Raw genomic sequence first — 17,463 nt, 5'->3', positions numbered from 1 at the left:
GCCCGCTGAGGGCTGGCATGGGGAAGAGGCTCGCGCCGAGGGTCAGCCTTCGATCCGCGAGAAATCGGCGACCTTGTGGACCGCGCCCCGGAAGGCGTCAAGCAAGGCGAGGCGCGCCGACCGTTTGGCCGGGTCCGCATCGTTGACCGTCACCGTGTCGAAGAAGGCATCGATGGGCGCGCGCAGCGTGGCCAGAGCCGCCATGGCGCCGGTGAAGTCCTCGCCCTCGACAGCGCTGGCGGCCTTGGGACCGGCTGCGGACAGGGCTTCGATCAGGGCTTTTTCATCGGCATCGGGGGCGGGGTTGGTGGCGTCCTTGTCCCAGCCCTTCTTCTCCTCGGCCTTGAGGATGTTGGCGGCGCGCTTGTAACCGGCGAGCAGGTTGATGCCATCCTCGCTGGCGACAAAGGCCTGCAGCGCGTGGACGCGGGCGAGCAGGCGGACCAGATCGTCCTCTCCGCCAAGGGCGAAGACGGCGTCGATCAGATCGTGGCGGACGCCCGCTTCCTTCTGCTGGACCTTGAGGCGGTCACTTGCAAAAGTCAGCAATTGCTTTCCAATTTCCAAAGCTTGAGAGGCTTCAGGAATATGCAGTCGCTCATGAATATAATCACGATGGCGCCAACCGACTTGACGCTGCTGGTCTGTCCAGCCTTCTGTGGATGTGTCCGCCATAATTGCATTCTGCGCAGCTATGGCAATGTGCAAAACCATCCCTAAGAGATTGGTATTAGATAGGCTTTGTCCATCAATGCAATCATCGATAGCATGTTCAAGGCCCGGCACGACTCTAGCCATATGGTAGGCATACTGAATGCCGTACACCGAGCCGGATGCTGCCGCAAAAGCCTCCAACGACAAGCGAATATTGTTGGCAGTTACAATTCTGGCAACGCCAAGCATTGCACGGCGCAAAGCAAATGGATCTCGCGACCCAGTAGGGCCTTCATCGATCCCCAAAAACGAGAAAATCGTATCCAGCTTGTCCGCCAGCGCCACACAGACCGTCACCGGCGCGGTGGGCACATCGTCGCCCTGCCCGACCGGCTTGTAGTGATCGCGGATAGCATCGGCCACCACATCGCCCAGACCTTCGGCGCGGGCGTAATAGCCGCCCATCAGGCCCTGAAGCTCGGGGAACTCGCCCACCATTTCGGTGACCAGATCGGCCTTGCACAATTCCGCCGCCTGACGCGCCAGCACGGGATCGGCGCCCAGCACGATGCCCTCCGCTGCCAACCACTCGGCCAGCTTGGCGACGCGCGCGACCTTGTCGGCCACGGTGCCCAGCTTTTCATGGAAGGTGATGCGCTCCAGCTTCTTGGCCTGATCGGCCAGCGGCACCTTGCGGTCCTGCTGCCAGAAGAAGCGCGCGTCCGACAGGCGCGCGGCCAGCACCTTGCGGTTGCCCGCCACGATGCCCTCGCCGCCGTCGCTCGCCGCGATGTTGGCGGTGCAGACGAAGGCGTCGGCCAGCTTGCCATCGGCGTCCCGGCAGATGAAATACTTCTGGTTGACGCGGGCGGTCAGCTGGATCGTCTCGGGCGGCACTTCGAGGAAGGCTTCGTCGAAGCGGCCCAGCAGCGGCACCGGCCATTCGGTAAGGCCGGCGTTCTCCACGACCAGACCTTCATCCTCGACCAGCGTCAGGCCAGCGTCAGCCGCAACCTTGGCCGCGCCGGAGCGCACGATGCCCTGACGTTCCTCATGATCGACCAGCACATGCGCGGCGCGCAGTTGGTCGGCATAGGTCTCGGCACTTTCGATGGCGATGGCGCCATGCGAATGGAAGCGATGCCCCATAGTCTCGCGCCCGGCGACGATGCCGCCGACTTCGCAGTCCACCACAGCGCCATCGAGCAGCGCGATGATGCCTTGCAAGGGACGCACCCAGCGCAGGCTCTCGGGCGACAGCGAGGCGGCGCCCCAGCGCTGCGACTTGGGCCAGCTGAAGCCGCGCACGATGGCGGGGATCGCTTCGGCCAGCACATCGGCGGTGGCACGGCCCGGCTTTTCGGTGATGGCGAAGTAGATGCCGTCACGCTCGGTAAGTTGTTCCTTGGTCAGGCCGGTCTTGCGCAGGAAGCCTGCCAGAGCCTGCTCGGGCGCGGAGGTTTTCGGCCCCTTCACCTCTTCGCTGACAGCTTCGGTGGCCACGGGCAGATCGCGCGCGATCAGCGCCAGACGGCGCGGCGTGGACCACACCTGCAAAGACCCAACCGAAACGCCAGCGGCATTCAGCGCGCCGCGAAACAGCTTTTCCAGCTCGGCGCGGGCGCCGGCCTGCATGCGCGCCGGGATTTCCTCGCTGCGCAGTTCGAGAAGAAACGTGCTCACTTCGTCCACCCCGGAAATTTCTCGGCCCATGCGGCCTCATTCTTCTCGATCCACGCCTGGCAAGCGCCCTTGGCCAGATCGCGCACGCGGCCCATATAGCTGGCGCGCTCCTGCACGGAGATCACACCGCGCGCCTGAAGCAGGTTGAAGAGATGCGAGGCCTCGATCGCCTGATCGTAGGCGGCCAGCGGAATGTCGGCCTCAATGCAGCGCCTGGCCTCGGCCTCGGCGGCGACGAAGCCTTTGAAGAGCGAATCCGTGTCGGCGATCTCGAAATTGTACTTCGACATCTCCTGCTCGTTCTTCAGGAAGACGTCGCCATAGCTGACGCCATCATTGTTGAAGCGCAGGTCATAAACCCGGTCCACGCCCTGAATGTACATGGCCAGACGCTCCAGACCATAGGTCAGCTCGCCCGCGACGGGCTTGCAGTCGAAGCCGCCCATCTGCTGGAAATAGGTGAACTGGGTCACCTCCATGCCGTCGCACCAGACTTCCCAGCCCAGACCCCAGGCGCCCAGCGTGGGGCTTTCCCAATCGTCTTCCACAAAGCGGATGTCATGCGCCAGCGGATCGACGCCGATGGCGGCGAGCGACTGCAGATACAGCTCCTGCAGGTTGTCCGGCGAGGGCTTCAGGATCACCTGATACTGGTAATAGTGCTGCAGCCGGTTGGGGTTCTCGCCATAGCGGCCATCTGTCGGGCGGCGGCTGGGCTGGACATAGGCGGCCTTCCACGGCTCCGGGCCCAGCGCGCGCAGGGTGGTGGCGGGGTGGAATGTGCCCGCGCCCACGCGCATGTCATAGGGCTGCAGGATCAGGCAGCCCTGTGCGCTCCAGAAATTGTGGAGGGTCAGGATCATGTCCTGAAAACTGAGTGGTTGTGTGCCGGAATGTTGCGCGCTCATGGGGCTAGGCCTTTGACGCAAGCGCATGCGGCGGTCAAGACACGCGCGAGATTGCGGATATTATCCAAAGATCAACCATGCCGGGCAATCGACAGAAGCGAAATCGCCATTATAGGCTGTGGGCCATGCTGACCTTGCTCCTGCGCCCGATGTTCGCCTTGCTGGCCCTGCTGACCGCTCTGATGGCGCCTGTCGCTCAGGCCGAAACCCAGCGCCTGCCCACCCCTCAGCCCAAGCGGCAGGTGGCGGTGCCCGCGCTGGTGCGCCCGGCGCTGTGGCGCGTGCAGCGGGGCAAGAGCGTGATCTATCTGTTCGGCACGGTGCATGCCCTGCCCAAGGATGTGCCGTGGATGGATGGCAAGGTGGCGGATGCCACCGAGCATGCCGATACGCTGGTGACCGAAATCCTCGACAAGGATCCCGCAGCAATGCGCAGCGTGGTGATGCAGACGGCGATGCTGCCTCAGGGCCAGACCTTGCGCGCCAGGCTTTCCTCCAGGAGCAGGGAAGCGCTGGAAAAAACGCTCGCCACCGATGGGCTGCCCGGCGCGGCGTTCGATGCGTTTCGACCATGGTATGCGGCGGTGGCGCTGTCCACTCTGCCGCTGATGAAATCGGGCTATGATCCGGCCAATGGCGTGGATGTGGTGCTGTCGCGCCGCTTCAAGGACGCCGGGAAAGCCCATGAGGCTCTGGAAACCCCGGAATATCAGCTGGGCCTGTTCAACAAGCTGCCTGAGGACGCCCAGATCCGCTATCTGGATGAAGTCCTGAAGGATGCCGACAAGATCCCCGACGATCTGGCGAAAATGATCAGGGAATGGAAGGCCGGTCACGCCGACGAGCTGGCCCGCCTGATGAATGAGGATGAGAGCGACCCGATGCTTCTCAAGCTGTTGCTGATCGACCGCAACAAGGCCTGGGCGCGCTGGATCAAGGCCCGGCTGACCAGGCCCGGCACGGTGCTGCTGGCGGTGGGCGCGGGCCATCTGGCGGGCAAGGGCAGCGTGCAGGATCAGCTCGCCGGGATGGGCATCAAGGTGACGCGTGTTCAATAAGCCGTTCTGGCGGAGTGCTGCTGCTTTAACGCTGGCCTTGCTGGCGGGGGCCTGTTCGCGCACAGACCCGGCCAATCCGGCGCTGTGGCATGTGGAGGGACCGCAAGGGCAACAAGCATGGCTGTTCGGCACGATCCATGCCCTGCCCCGCCCTGTCGCATGGCGCACGGCGCGTGTGGATGCGGCTTTGGGCCAAGCCAGCCTGCTGATGGTGGAAATTGCCGATCTCAACAATGATGGGGCGACGCGGGCCATCTACAACCGCCTCGCGCATGCGCCGGATCAGCCTCCCATCGCCAGCCGAGTGCCGGACAAGCTGCGCCCAGCCCTCGGCCAGTTGATGGGCAAGGCCGGGCTCAGGCCTGACAGCTTTGGCGATACCGAAACATGGGCTGTTGCTCTGGCGCTGGGTCATGCCGCTCAGGGCGATGCGGAGGATGCCGCCAACGGCGTGGACCGCGCGCTGCTCTCGGCCAACCACCTGCCCGTCAGCGAGCTGGAAGGCGCGCAAAAGCAGCTCGGCCTGTTCGACAGCCTGCCCGAAAGCGCCCAGCGCGCCATGCTGGCCAGCGTGATCGAGGGCGCGCCCAAAGCGCCGGAGGACACCAAAGCGCTGGAAGAGGCATGGCGTCGCGGCGATATGGGCTGGATCGGGGCGCAGACCTCCAGCGGAATGCTGGCCGATCCGGTGCTGCGCCATCAGCTTTATCTGGGCCGCAACCATGCGTGGGAGGCCGCGATCACCGCCGCCATGGCCCATGGCCAAAAGCCCTTCGTGGCGGTCGGCGCTGCCCATATGGCCGGGCCCGATGGTCTGCCCGCCTTGCTGGCGGCCCATGGCTATCGCGTCACCCGCGTGGAATAGCGCGCGCCGAAGCCGTCTGGCGCTTGCCTTTTCCCGCATTTGCCGCTAGGGGCGCCCGCTTCCCGTCATGGTCATCCCTGGAGGCGTGGCGGGAGTGTTAAAGTCTATCATTCTTTCGAAAGGCAAGTGTTATGAGCGATACGCTGACCCTGCCGGCCGAGACGCGTGCGAAGACTGGCAAGGGAGCCAGCCGCAGCCTGCGTCGTGAAGGTCGTGTGCCCGTGGTTGTTTATGGTGGCGGGGCCGAGCCCCTGGCCGTCCACGTCGAAGCCAAGGAACTGGTGCGCCAGCTGAACACTGGCAAGTTCTTTGATTCGGCGATCGAGATCGTTGTCGATGGCCAGACCATCAAGACGACCCCGAAGGACGTCGCTTTCCACCCGGTGAGCGACCGCCCGCTGCACGCGGACTTCCTGCGCGCTTAAGCTGCGTGGGCATCCCTGCAAAGGGATGCATGACAAAGGCGGGAAAGACGGCCATAGCGCCTTGTCTTTCCCGCCTTTCGTTTGCTTGGGGCGCTTCGCTCCCGGCGTTTGACCTGATGGATTTACGCCATGCAACTGTGGGTTGGGCTGGGTAACCCCGGCGACCAATACAAGATGAACCGGCACAATGTCGGCTTCATGGCCTGCGACGTGATCGCGGACATCCACCGTTTCGGCCCGGTGCAGAAGAAATTCCAGGGCTGGGTGCAGGATGGCCGCATCGGCACCGAACGCGTGATCCTGCTCAAACCCGCCACCTTCATGAACGAAAGCGGCCGCGCCGTGGCCGAGGCGATGCGCTTCTTCAAGCTGGACGTCTCCGCCCTCACCGTCTTCCATGACGAGCTGGACCTGCCGCCCATGAAGGTGAAGGTGAAGCGCGGCGGCGGCCATGCCGGGCACAATGGCCTGCGCTCGATCGACCAGCATATGGGGCCGGAGTTCCGCCGGATCCGGCTGGGCATCGGCCATCCGGGCCACAAGGATCGCGTCCATGGCCATGTGCTGGGCAATTATGCCAAGGCGGAGATCGACGATCTGGCCGATATGCTGGGCGCCGTCGCATCGGAGGCCGAATGGCTGGCCAAGGGCGATGACGTGCGCTTTATGAACGATGTCTCGCTGCGGCTGGCCTGATGGATCTGCGCGAAGCCCTTTTGCAGGACAGCCCGGCGATTGCCGCCCTGTGGCAGACCTGCGGGCTGACGCGGCCATGGAATGATCCTCACGCCGATATCGCTCTGGCTTTGGGCAATCCCACCAGCACGATCTGGCTTGCTCATGATGGCGAGGTGCTGACCGGCACGGTGATGGCGGGGTTTGAAGGGCATCGCGGCTGGATTTATTATCTTGCCACCTTGCCTGATCGACGCGGGGAAGGCATCGCGGCGCAATTGCTCGAACGGGCACAGGATTGGCTCGCGCAACTCGGCTGCCCCAAAGTGGAGCTGATGGTGCGCGAAGGAAATGAAGCCGCCGGGCTGTATGAACATCTCGGCTGGGAAAAGCAGCCTGTGGCGGTCTACGCCCGGTGGCTCAGGAAGGACGTATAATGGGTTTCAAATGCGGTATCGTGGGTCTGCCCAATGTCGGCAAGTCCACCCTGTTCAACGCGCTGACCGAAACGCAGGCGGCGCAGGCGGCAAACTATCCCTTCTGCACCATCGAGCCGAACGTCGGCCAGGTCGGCGTGCCCGATCCGCGTTTGGACAAGCTGGCCGAAATCGCCAGCAGCCAGAAGATTATCCCCACGCAGCTCTCCTTCGTGGACATCGCCGGGCTGGTGCGCGGCGCGTCGAAGGGTGAAGGTCTGGGCAACCAGTTCCTGGGCAACATCCGCGAGGTGGACGCCATCGTCCACGTGCTGCGCTGCTTCGAGAATGACGACATCCAGCATGTCGACAACCGCGTCGATCCCATCTCGGACGCCGAAACCGTCGAGATCGAGCTGATGCTCTCCGATCTGGAATCGCTGGAAAAGCGCGTTCCCGCCGCCCAGAAGCGCGCCACCACCGGCGGTGACAAGGAGGCCAAGATCGTGGCTTCCGTGCTGGGTCAGGCGCTGGAACTGCTGCGCGAGGGCAAGCCCGCCCGCCTCACCGAGCCCAAGGATGAGGATGAGGCCCGCGTCTTCGCCCAAGCCCAGCTGCTGACCGCCAAGCCGGTGCTTTACGTCTGCAACGTCGAGGAAGAAAGCGCCGCCACCGGCAATGCTTTCTCCGAAAAGGTCTTCGCCAAGGCCAAGGCCGAGGGCGCCACCGCCGTGATCGTCTCGGCCGCCATCGAGGCCGATCTGGTCGGCATGGACGCCGAGGAGCGCACCGAATTTCTGGGCGAACTGGGCCTGAAGGAAACGGGCCTCGCCCGCATCATCCGCGCCGGTTACGAACTCCTCGGCTTGCTGACCTTCTTCACCGTCGGCCCCAAGGAAGCCCGCGCCTGGACCGTCCACAAGGGCGCCAAGGGACCGCAGGCCGCCGGCGCCATCCACACCGATTTCGAACGCGGCTACATCCGCGCCGAAACCATCGCCTATGACGATTACGTCACGCTGGGCGGCGAAAGCGCCGCGCGCGAGGCCGGCAAGCTGCGCCAGGAAGGCAAGGACTATGTGGTGAAGGACGGCGACGTCCTGCATTTCAAGTTCAACGTCTGATGGCGCAAGGCGTCTTCTACGAGGACATTGAGGTCGGAGCGGTGATCCGCTTCGGCCACGCCGAGGTCTCACGCGAGGAAGCGATCGATTTCGCCACGAAATACGATCCCCAGCCCTTCCATCTGGACGATGAGGCGGCGGCCAGGAGTCATTTCGGCCGCCTCGCCATCAGCGGCTGGCAGACCGGCTCAATGTCGATGGGCATGCTGGCCCGCTATTTCGAGCAGGTCGGCTATGCCGGCATGGGCGGCGCTGGGATCGAGCAGTTGCGCTGGCTCAAGCCCGTCTATCCCGGCGACACGCTGACCATGGAAATGCAGACGCTGGACAAGCGCCGCAGCAAATCCCGCCCCGACATGGGCCTGCTGAACCAGACTTTCACCGTGCTGAACCAGCATGGCGAACCGGTGATGACCTATTCGGCCACTGGCATGGTGGCGGTGCGGGAGCCCTAGATTTTTGTTGTCGCATCGTTTCAAGCGAAAAACCGGTTCCCACTTTTTCGCACGATGCTCAGGTTCTACTTCCGCCCGAACAGCTTCTCGATATCGCCATGGGCCAGCTTCACCCATGTCGGGCGGCCATGGTTGCACTGGCCTGAGCGCGGGGTCACCTCCATCTCGCGCAGCAGGGCGTTCATCTCGGCCACATTGAGCACGCGGCCCGCGCGCACGCTGCCGTGGCAGGCCATGGTCGCCAGCACCAGATCGAGCCGCTCTTCCAGCAGCAGCGCGGCGCCATTGGCCGCCAGATCGTCGGCCACATCGCGCACCAGCGCCTGCACATTGCCCTTGCCCAAAGCGGCAGGCACGCTGCGCACCAGCATGGCGGTGGGGCCGAAACGCTCCAGCGACAGGCCGAAACCGGCCAGCACCCCGGCGGCTTCCTCAAGTCGGTCGCAATCGACCTCTTCCAATTCGACCACCTCGGGGATCAGCAGGGCCTGGGCGGCCGTGATCTTGTCTCCCGCCCCGCCCGCGCGCAGGCGTTCGAGCACGATGCGCTCATGCGCGGCATGCTGGTCGACGATCACCAGACCGTCGCTGGCCTCGGCGATGATATAGGTCTCTGCCACCTGACCGCGCGCCACGCCTAAAGGATGCTCCACCACTGCGGGCACCGGCGCCTCGGCCACTTCGGCGCGGCCCATCAGCCCGGGCTGGGCGGGCGCCATCACCTGCGCCTCATAGCCGCGCCATGCCGCGCCCGCCTCGCTTACCCGGTTGGCGGGCGGGGTAAAGCCGGGCGCTGGCGCATATTGCCGCGCGAACAGGCTTTCCAGACGCGGCTGCACCGGCGCAATCGGCTCCACCTGCCAGCTGGCCATGGCCGGAGCAGCAGGGGTCTGCGCCGATTTCTGCCCCGCCCCCTCCAGCGCATGGCGCAGGCCCGAAACGATAAAGCCGCGCACAAAGGCCGGATCGCGGAAGCGCACTTCCGTTTTCGCCGGGTGGACATTCACATCGACATCGGGCGGCGGCACATCGAGAAACAGCGCCAGCACCGCATGGCGGTCACGCGCCAGCATATCGGCATAGGCCCCGCGCACCGCGCCGACCAGCAGCTTGTCGCGCACCGGGCGGCCATTGACGAAAAGATACTGGTGATCCGCCACGCCGCGGTTGAAGGTGGGCAGGCCCGCCACGCCCGTCAGGCGCACCTCACCGCGCTCCAGATCGATCACCACGCCATCATCGGCCAGTTCGCGCGCCACGATGCGCGCCACGCGTTGCGGGGCCGTCTCGCCCGGCTGCACCGCCAGCACGCGGCGCCCGTCATGCTCCAGCACGAAACCCACCTCGGGCCGCGCCATGGCCAGGCGCTTCACCACATCGAGGCAGGCGGCATATTCGCTGCGGGGACTGCGCAGAAACTTGCGCCGCGCCGGGATCTTGCCGAACAGATCCTCCACCCGGATGCGCGTGCCCGGTGGCAAGGCGGCGGGGCCTTCATCGGTGACGGCGCCATGGTCGGTCACACGGCGCCAGCCCTCGGCGCTGCCGCGCACCCGGCTTTCCACCGTCAGCCGCGCCACCGAGGCAATCGAGGGCAAGGCCTCGCCCCGGAAACCCAGCGTGGACACCAGTTCGATGGCCTCATCGGGCAGCTTGGAGGTGGCATGGCGCTCCAGCGCCAGCGCCATATCGTCAGCACTCATGCCGCAGCCATCATCGGTCACCTCGATGCCATCGAGCCCGCCCTGCGTCAGCGCGATGGTGATCTGGCGCGATCCGGCATCGATGGCGTTCTCCACCAGCTCCTTCAGGGCAGAGGCGGGGCGCTCCACCACCTCCCCTGCGGCAATGCGGTTGACGAGCGTATCGGGCAGGCGGCGAATAACAGGCATCGGCATGGTATAAGCCATGCGGGCGCGAAGCACACGCATCCAAAACCAGCTTTCCACACGTCGCTTCTATCGCACTGCGATATCACCTTGGCGCAACTTGCGCTCGCACCACGATAAAGCGGTTTTTGAATGCGCCGGAGCGGTGTATCATTTCGCACCTGCGCAGATAAATTTTTTCCCCTTTCGCGCGGCTTGCGCTAAGGAGCCGCCATCACCCGCAACGCTCTGCCGGTTCCAACCCGTTGGTAACGGGAAAGAGCCGACAATTTCACGGATTTTTCAATGCCGTCCATCCTTCAGCGATTCTTCAAGTTCGGTTCGCAAAACATGGCCATCGACCTGGGCACAGCCAACACGCTGGTCTATGTGCAGGATCGCGGCATCGTCCTCAACGAACCCAGCGTGGTGGCAATTGAAACCATCAATGGCGTCAAGTCGGTGAAGGCCGTGGGTGACGACGCCAAGATGATGATGGGCAAGACCCCCGACAACATCGAGGCCATCCGCCCGATGCGTGACGGTGTGATCGCCGACATCGAAATCGCCGAGGAAATGATCAAGCATTTCATCCGCAAGGTGCATGGCAAGCGCAGCCTGCTCAACTATCCCGAGATCGTGATCTGCGTCCCCTCGGGCAGCACCAGCGTGGAGCGTCGCGCCATCCGTGACGCGGCGAGCAATGCGGGCGCCAGCGCGGTCTATCTGATCCTTGAACCCATGGCCGCCGCGATCGGCGCCGATATGCCCGTCACCGAGCCGGTCGGCAGCATGGTGGTGGACATCGGCGGCGGCACCACCGAGGTCGCCGTGCTGTCGCTGCGCGGGCTGGCCTACACCACCAGCGTGCGCGTGGGTGGCGACAAGATGGACGAAGCCATCGTCTCTTACGTGCGCCGCCATCACAACCTGCTGATCGGCGAAGCCACAGCAGAGCGCATCAAGAAGGATTACGGCATCGCCCGTATCCCGGCTGACGGCATTGGCGAGACGATCAACCTCAAGGGTCGCGATCTGGTCAATGGCGTGCCCAAGGAAATCACCATCAGCCAGGCCAACATCGCCGAAGCGCTGGCCGAACCCATCGGCCAGATCGTGGAAGGCGTGCGCATCGCCCTGGAAAACACCCAGCCTGAGCTGGCGGCCGACATCGTCGATCAGGGCATCATGCTGACGGGCGGCGGCGCGCTGATCAAGGGTCTGGACGAATATCTGCGCGAAGAGACCGGCCTGCCCGTCTCCATCGCCGAGGATCCGCTGTCCTGCGTGGCCCTTGGCACTGGCCGGGCGATGGAAGATCCGATCTATCGCGGCGTGCTGATGAACGCCTGATCGGCACAGACTGCCGTTTTGATTGCCCGCCGCCCTTGCAGTGGCGGGCGAGACAGGTTTTGAAAGAGCGGTCCGGTGCAGTGTCGCGCGCGGGGCCGTGTGAGCAAGGAATGGGATCAGCCATGGCGCCGCCAGTCAACCGGCGCACCAGCTATTCGCGCAAGGCGCAATACAGCACATTCGCCGCCTATGTCGCCGGAGTGTTGGGTGTGCTGGGTGGCGGGGCGGTGCTGGCCAGTTCGGTGTTCGGACATTCGGCCTTTGGCTGGATGCATATGGTGGCCGCCGATGTGCAGGCCCCGGCAGCCCGCATCGGCGCCCAGACCCGCGCGGGCGCGGGCGACGCGCTGAGCGTGGCGGGTGGTTTCCTGACCTCTGGCCCCGAAAACGCCCGTTTGCGCCGTGAAGTGGCGCTGGCGCGCACCCGCGCCATCGAAACCCAGGCCGTGGTGGATGAAAACCGCCGCCTGAAGGATCAGCTCCATCTGCTGAGCGATACGCCACAGGCGCTGGCCAATGCCTGGCTGATCGCCTCGACGGCCTCGTCCACGCGGCGCTATGCCACGATTTCGGCGGGCGGCGCTCAGGGCGTGCAATCGGGCATGCCGGTGCGCACCGCTCAGGGGCTGGTCGGGCGCGTGCTGGAAGTGGGCCATATGGCCGCGCGCATCCTGCTGATCACCGACACCGAAAGCACCGTGCCCGTGCGCCGCGCCAGCGATGGCACGCCCGCCTTCATCAATGGCAAGGGCGACGGCACCTTGCAGGTCCGCCTGCTGTCGCTGGGCCTGAACCCGCTCAAGAAGGGCGACGTCTTCGTCACCTCGGGCGCGGGCGGGCTTTATTGGCCGGGCACGCCGATGGCGCAGGTCGTCAGCCTGACGCATGACGGCGCCATCGCCCGCCCCTTGAGCGATCCCGCAGCCAGCGAAATGGTGACCGTGCAGCCCGCCTGGGAGCCAACCGCCGATCCCACGCTGCCGCCGCCCACGCCCGACGTGCCGCCGCCTCCGCCCAAGAAGCCCAAGGCGCCGAAAAGCCCCAAAACGGGCGCGGCGGATGCCAAAAAGCACCATCCATGATCGCCGAAGCTGCGAAAAAGCGCCGGTTGCTCAACGGATATTCGCCCATTCTGGCCTATATCACGCCATGGGCGGCGATCGTGCTGGCCTCCTGCCTGCCGCTGTGGCCGGTGATCGCCTCGGCGCCGGTCATACCGCCCTTCGGCTTTCTGATGCTGCTGGCGTGGCGGCAGCTGCGCCCCGGCCTGCTACCGGTGTGGAGCGGCGCGATCCTTGGCCTGTTCGACGATCTGGTCAGCGGGCAGCCGATGGGCAGCGCGATCACCTTGTGGTCTGCCACGATGCTGGCGCTCGATGTGATCGAGGCACGCTTTCCATGGCGCAACTTCCTCACCGAATGGCTGGTGGCGGCCCTGATGATCGCGGCCTATGTTCTGCTGGGCCTTGGCATCGCCAATGCAGCCATGGTTAATCCTGCCGGAGGTATACTCCTGCCGCTGCTGGTCGCGCCGCAGATCGGGCTTTCGGTGTTGGTCTATCCGCTGGTCGGCCGCGCGGTGGCGGCGATGGATCGCTGGCGTCTGCGGCGTTATCGCGTGGTTTCCTGAGAATGCCCAAGCATATTACTCCTGCCATCCTGCGCAATTCCTTCGACCGGCGCAGCATCATTCTGGGCACGCTTCAGGGCGGCATCGGCGTCGCCCTGGCCACGCGCCTTGGCTATCTGGCGCTGTTTGAAAACGCCCGCTATCAGATGATGAGCGAGAGCAACCGCGTCAATCTCTCGCTGATCCCGCCGCGCCGGGGCTGGATTCTCGATCGCAACAACCAGCCCATCGCCAGCAACCGCGCCGATTTCCGCGTCGACATCATCCCCGACCGGCTGATCGACAAGGACAAGACGCTCGACGAGCTGGCGCATATTCTGCAGCTCACCCCCATCGATCTGCAGGACATCAAGGACAAGCTGGAGAAGGCGCGCGGCTTCCAGCCCGTGGCGGCGGGCGAGCATCTTTCCGCCGATCTCTATGCCGCTGTTTCGGTGCGTCAGCCCGATCTGCCGGGGATCATCCCGCAGCGCAGCTTCTCGCGCTTCTATCCCGCCGGGCCCTGCGTGGGCCATCTGGTGGGCTATGTCGGCGCCGCCAATGCCGAGGATTACGCCAAGGAGCATAATCCGCTGCTCATCACGCCCGGTTTCAAGATCGGCAAGGATGGCCTCGAAAAGCGCTACGACGCCGAATTGCGCGGCACGCCGGGCGCCCGCCGCTCCGAAGTGACGGCAGGCGGCAAGATCGTGCGCGATCTCGACACGCGCGAGGATGTGCCCGGCAAGCCGATCCACCTGACCATCGATGCGGGCCTTCAGGAATATGCCGCCCGCCGCATCGGCACCGACAGCGGCGCCTGCGTGGTGATGGACGTCCATACCGGCGACATTCTGGCCTTCGTCTCGATGCCCAGCTTCGATCCCAACAGCTTCACCGATGGCGTGGGGCGTCTGGAATGGAAGATGCTGGCCGATGACGATCATGTGCCGCTGCGCAACAAGATCCTGCATGGCCTGTTCCCGCCCGGATCGACGGTGAAGCCGACAGTCGCTCTCTCTTTCCTTGAGGCGGGGCTGGACCCGAACGAGTCCGTCAACTGCAATGGCGGGCTTCAGGTGGGCAACCGCGTGTTCCACTGCTGGCAGCACCACGGCCATGGCCCCACCAACATGTACAAGGGCATCTATCAGTCCTGCGACGTCTATTTCTATTATTTCGCGCAGAAGATCGGCATGGATAACATCGCCAGGATGCTCCACCGCATGGGCTATGGCGGCAAGTTCGACCTGCCCTTCCCCAACCAGTCCTTCGGCACCGTGCCCGATCCGGCCTGGAAGGAAAAGAAGTACAAGAAGCCCTGGGCCATCTATGACACGGTGAACGCCACCATCGGCCAGGGCTATATGCTGGTGAACCCCTTGCAGCAGGCGGTGGCGGCGAGCCGCATCGCCAGCGGCAACATCGTCTTCCCGCGCCTGATGGCCAATGACCCGATCCGCGCGCATGAACCTTTCGGCGTGCCCAAGGAGCATCTCGATGTGATCCGTTCCGGCATGTTCGAGGTGGTGAACGGGCGCGGTTCGGCGCACGAAGCGCGCTTGCCCTTCCCCAACATCCAGATGGCGGGCAAGACCGGCACGGCGCAGGTCGTTGGCCTCAACATGAACGGCGGCAACGGCAAGATCGGCGCGTGGAAGCACCGCGACCATGGCCATTTCATCTGCTTCGCGCCTTTCGACAATCCGAAATATGCCTGCGCGGTGCTGATGGAGCATGGCGGCAGCTCCCACGCCGCCTTTCCGGTAGCGCGCGACATCATGACCTATCTCTTCGACAAGCAGAAGGGCATGGATGTGCTGGCGCCGCTGGAAAAGGGCTGGGGCGGCACGCCTCAGGAGCGCATGGCTGCCAAATATCGCAGCTATGCCGCGCAATATGGCGTTTCGGCGCCTCAGGTGGACAACAGCGACGAGGCCGTGGAAAGCGCCGTGGCCGGCCCGGCGGACAATGCCCAGCCACCACAGCCGATCCAGTCCGAGGCAGCCAGCCCGGCACCAGAGCCCGTTGCCGAGGCGCCAGCAGCGCCCGCTCCGGCAGCCAGCCCGGCCGCGCCCAAGCCCGCAGGCCAGCCATGAGCAGCAGCAGCCGTTCCATCATCCCCGAGCCGCTGCGCCGCCTGCCATGGGCCGTGCTGAGCGCTCTGGGCGCGCTGACGATCTTCGGCTCGACCGTGCTTTATTCGGCCGCCGGAGGCAGGCTCGGCCCATGGGCGCTGATCCACTTCATTCATTTCGTGGTCTTCGCCGGGCTGGCCATCCTGGTCTCGCGCCTGTCACGCGATCGCCTCAGGCAGGCCGCCTACCCGGTTTACACGCTGCTGGTGGTGCTGCTGGTGATGGTGGAGGCGGTCGGCAAGATCGGCGGCGGTTCGCAGCGCTGGCTCAACATCGGCTTTATGAACCTGCAGCCCTCCGAGCTGATGAAACCGGCCATCGTGCTGGTGATGGCTCATTTCTACGCCAATCTGCCGCCATCGATGATCCGCACCTGGCGCGCTTTGCTGCCGCCGGGCATGTTGCTGGCGGTGCCCGCCGCACTGGTGATCCTGCAGCCCGATCTGGGCACAGCGCTGGCCATCTGCTTTGGCGCGGTGGTGGTGATCTTCATGTCGGGCGTGCCGGTGTGGTGGTTTGTGGGCGGCGGTCTGGCCGGCGCCATCATCGCCCCGCTGGCCTTCTTTTTCGCGCTGCATGACTATCAGCGCAAGCGCGTGATGGTCTTCATGGACCCGGAGAGCGATATGCTCGGTTCGGGCTATCACATCACCCAGTCGAAGATCGCCATCGGTTCGGGAGGCTTTTTCGGCAAGGGCTTCGGCAATGGCTCGCAGAGCCATCTGGAATATCTGCCCGAAAAACACACCGACTTCATCTTCGCCACCATGAGCGAGGAATGGGGCATGATGGGCGGGCTGTTCGTGCTGTTCATCTTCTTCGTGGTGCTGTTCCGCTGGGGCATGGGCGTGGCGCGGCGCGCGCCGGACCGCTTCTCGCAGCTGCTGGCCGCCGGGATGACCGCCACCATGTTCTTCTATGTGGCGATCAACATGATGATGGTGATGGGTCTGGCGCCCGTGGTGGGCATCCCCCTGCCCTTCATGAGCCATGGCGGCTCCTCGATGATGACCAACATGCTCTGCGTGGGCGTGCTGATGGCCATCGAAAAGTGGAGCCGCGTGGGCGGCTCGTTGAACTGAAAGCTTTTTTCGCCTTTTTGTCATTTTTTCGCACGAATCACTTGCGGGGAAAATTTCAGCCGTTAAAGGGGCGTCTCCCAGCCGGGGAGACAGACTGAAAAGCCTTCTCCCAAGCGACGGAATGGACGCATAGCTCAGTTGGTAGAGCAGCTGACTCTTAATCAGCGGGTCCTAGGTTCGAGCCCTAGTGCGTCCACCATCGCTTCTCTCTTTGCCTTCGGGTTGAGGGAATACCATCCGGCTCAGGGCATGCCTTTCGGGTTTGCCAAGGTGTGGACGCATAGCTCAGTTGGTAGAGCAGCTGACTCTTAATCAGCGGGTCCTAGGTTCGAGCCCTAGTGCGTCCACCATTTTTTCAATAACTTAGCAGAATGCTATCCCTCGGGGAGCCCCCTGCGGCAGTCCCACGTAATCGCCACGTAATCAAGTTTTGGCGAACAGGCGCCAATCGTGGCGAATGTGGGCGTAGACCTCCCTCCAGGGGCAAATTAGCCGCATTTTCATCTGAAAATTCTCTCAACTGACATTCCTACGCGCCAGTAGGGTGGTCTGGATTCCATGGACCACGTAATCGCCATGTAATCACAAGGCCCTTTTTCCATTTTATTCCAATTACTTGAATAGGCATGCTTGTTCTGCTGCGAGACAGCTGATCGGTTGGCTGCCACCCGATTCGCTGGGTTACATCAGAAAAATCGGCGTTGCCTGCCTCTCATGTGGCTACTTGACCACGCCGATGAGGTTTGAGGCCGAATCAGATCGAAATTTCCCCGGGAGCGAATCAGACGCCGAGTTCAGCTGGGAACCTGCCTCTCACCCCACACTTCCTTCTGACGGAGGTGGCTCATGCCCACACGCGCTTATTGGCAAGGACAGATCCGGCTCGCCCTGGTGTCCATCCCGGTGGAGGTCTATCCGGCTACGCGATCAGGCGCCGCCATCAGCTTTCATCAGATCCACGAGCGCACCGGCAAGCGGATCCGCTATGAGAAGGTGGCCCCCGGCGTCGGACCTGTCGACCGAGACGAGATCATTCGCGGCTATGAGGTGAGCAAGGACGAGTACATCCTGCTCGACGATGAGGAGATCGAGGCGGCCCAGGTCGAAAGCCGCAAGACGCTCGATCTTGTGCAGTTCGTCGAGCCGTCCG

The 17,463-nt window shown here is 64.1% G+C and carries 15 protein-coding genes, 2 tRNA genes and 1 pseudogene; 15 read left to right on the top strand and 3 right to left on the bottom strand.

Going from position 1 to position 17,463, the window contains the following annotated elements; genetic code table 11:
* Positions 1-42: 42 nt before the first annotated feature.
* Both glyS and SR3_RS05425 read right to left on the bottom strand, forming a co-directional pair.
* Complete coding sequence (glyS, locus tag SR3_RS05430) at positions 43-2,337, bottom strand: glycine--tRNA ligase subunit beta (RefSeq protein ID WP_068081940.1); 2,295 nt, start codon at positions 2,335-2,337, stop codon at positions 43-45.
* Entirely contained in the window at positions 2,334-3,245 is a 912-nt protein-coding gene (locus SR3_RS05425; RefSeq protein WP_157098644.1) for a glycine--tRNA ligase subunit alpha, read from the bottom strand. The genes glyS and SR3_RS05425 overlap by 4 nt, the downstream gene beginning before the upstream one ends.
* Positions 3,246-3,370: 125 nt before the next feature.
* Here SR3_RS05425 and SR3_RS05420 point away from each other — a divergent pair, with 125 nt between their 5' ends.
* From SR3_RS05420 to SR3_RS05390, 7 genes and pseudogenes are all read left to right on the top strand, one after another.
* The gene (locus SR3_RS05420) at positions 3,371-4,303 is read left to right on the top strand and encodes a TraB/GumN family protein (protein ID WP_068081874.1); all 933 of its coding nucleotides are present in this window, start codon (positions 3,371-3,373) and stop codon (positions 4,301-4,303) included.
* Positions 4,293-5,168: a TraB/GumN family protein gene (locus tag SR3_RS05415; protein ID WP_068081871.1), complete on the top strand. Its 876-nt coding sequence runs from the start codon at positions 4,293-4,295 to the stop codon at positions 5,166-5,168. Before SR3_RS05420 ends, SR3_RS05415 begins: the two co-directional genes overlap by 11 nt.
* Before the next feature lie 131 nt (positions 5,169-5,299).
* A pseudogene (gene rplY, locus SR3_RS05410) lies at positions 5,300-5,587 on the top strand (50S ribosomal protein L25); the annotation flags it as partial.
* Positions 5,588-5,722: 135 nt separating this feature from the next.
* Positions 5,723-6,289: an aminoacyl-tRNA hydrolase gene (gene pth, locus SR3_RS05405; protein ID WP_068081867.1), complete on the top strand. Its 567-nt coding sequence runs from the start codon at positions 5,723-5,725 to the stop codon at positions 6,287-6,289.
* Positions 6,289-6,705, top strand: a complete 417-nt coding sequence (locus SR3_RS05400) for a GNAT family acetyltransferase (protein WP_068081864.1) — start codon at positions 6,289-6,291, stop codon at positions 6,703-6,705. Before pth ends, SR3_RS05400 begins: the two co-directional genes overlap by 1 nt.
* The gene (gene ychF / locus SR3_RS05395) at positions 6,705-7,808 is read left to right on the top strand and encodes a redox-regulated ATPase YchF (protein WP_068081862.1); all 1,104 of its coding nucleotides are present in this window, start codon (positions 6,705-6,707) and stop codon (positions 7,806-7,808) included. Before SR3_RS05400 ends, ychF begins: the two co-directional genes overlap by 1 nt.
* On the top strand, positions 7,808-8,263 hold the full coding sequence (locus SR3_RS05390) for a MaoC family dehydratase (RefSeq protein WP_068081860.1): 456 nt from the start codon (positions 7,808-7,810) through the stop codon (positions 8,261-8,263). Before ychF ends, SR3_RS05390 begins: the two co-directional genes overlap by 1 nt.
* A gap of 65 nt (positions 8,264-8,328) precedes the next feature.
* Here the strand turns inward: SR3_RS05390 and mutL are convergent, their stop codons facing one another.
* Positions 8,329-10,155 (bottom strand): DNA mismatch repair endonuclease MutL, encoded by a 1,827-nt coding sequence (gene mutL / locus SR3_RS05385; RefSeq protein WP_068081936.1) that lies wholly within the window; start codon positions 10,153-10,155, stop codon positions 8,329-8,331.
* 282 nt (positions 10,156-10,437) lie between these two features.
* Here mutL and SR3_RS05380 point away from each other — a divergent pair, with 282 nt between their 5' ends.
* The 8 genes from SR3_RS05380 to SR3_RS05345 form a co-directional block, all read left to right on the top strand.
* The gene (locus SR3_RS05380; protein WP_068081858.1) at positions 10,438-11,484 is read left to right on the top strand and encodes a rod shape-determining protein; all 1,047 of its coding nucleotides are present in this window, start codon (positions 10,438-10,440) and stop codon (positions 11,482-11,484) included.
* Positions 11,485-11,606: 122 nt separating this feature from the next.
* The gene (gene mreC / locus SR3_RS05375; RefSeq protein ID WP_068081856.1) at positions 11,607-12,566 is read left to right on the top strand and encodes a rod shape-determining protein MreC; all 960 of its coding nucleotides are present in this window, start codon (positions 11,607-11,609) and stop codon (positions 12,564-12,566) included.
* Positions 12,563-13,114, top strand: coding sequence for a rod shape-determining protein MreD (mreD, locus tag SR3_RS05370; protein ID WP_068081853.1), 552 nt, complete (start codon positions 12,563-12,565; stop codon positions 13,112-13,114). The genes mreC and mreD overlap by 4 nt, the downstream gene beginning before the upstream one ends.
* Positions 13,115-13,116: 2 nt before the next feature.
* The gene (gene mrdA, locus SR3_RS05365) at positions 13,117-15,192 is read left to right on the top strand and encodes a penicillin-binding protein 2 (RefSeq protein WP_068081850.1); all 2,076 of its coding nucleotides are present in this window, start codon (positions 13,117-13,119) and stop codon (positions 15,190-15,192) included.
* Positions 15,189-16,313 (top strand): rod shape-determining protein RodA, encoded by a 1,125-nt coding sequence (rodA, locus tag SR3_RS05360; RefSeq protein WP_068081844.1) that lies wholly within the window; start codon positions 15,189-15,191, stop codon positions 16,311-16,313. The genes mrdA and rodA overlap by 4 nt, the downstream gene beginning before the upstream one ends.
* A gap of 123 nt (positions 16,314-16,436) precedes the next feature.
* A tRNA-Lys gene (locus tag SR3_RS05355) sits at positions 16,437-16,512 on the top strand.
* Between the two features lie 75 nt (positions 16,513-16,587).
* Positions 16,588-16,663: transfer RNA gene (locus SR3_RS05350), tRNA-Lys, on the top strand.
* 496 nt (positions 16,664-17,159) lie between these two features.
* On the top strand, positions 17,160-17,463 hold a 304-nt coding region (locus SR3_RS05345; RefSeq protein WP_305778509.1), incomplete at its 3' end, for a Ku protein.

It is taken from the genome of Novosphingobium rosa NBRC 15208 (assembly GCF_001598555.1).
Lineage (GTDB): Bacteria > Pseudomonadota > Alphaproteobacteria > Sphingomonadales > Sphingomonadaceae > Novosphingobium > Novosphingobium rosa.
This window is presented reverse-complemented; position numbering and strand designations above follow the sequence as displayed.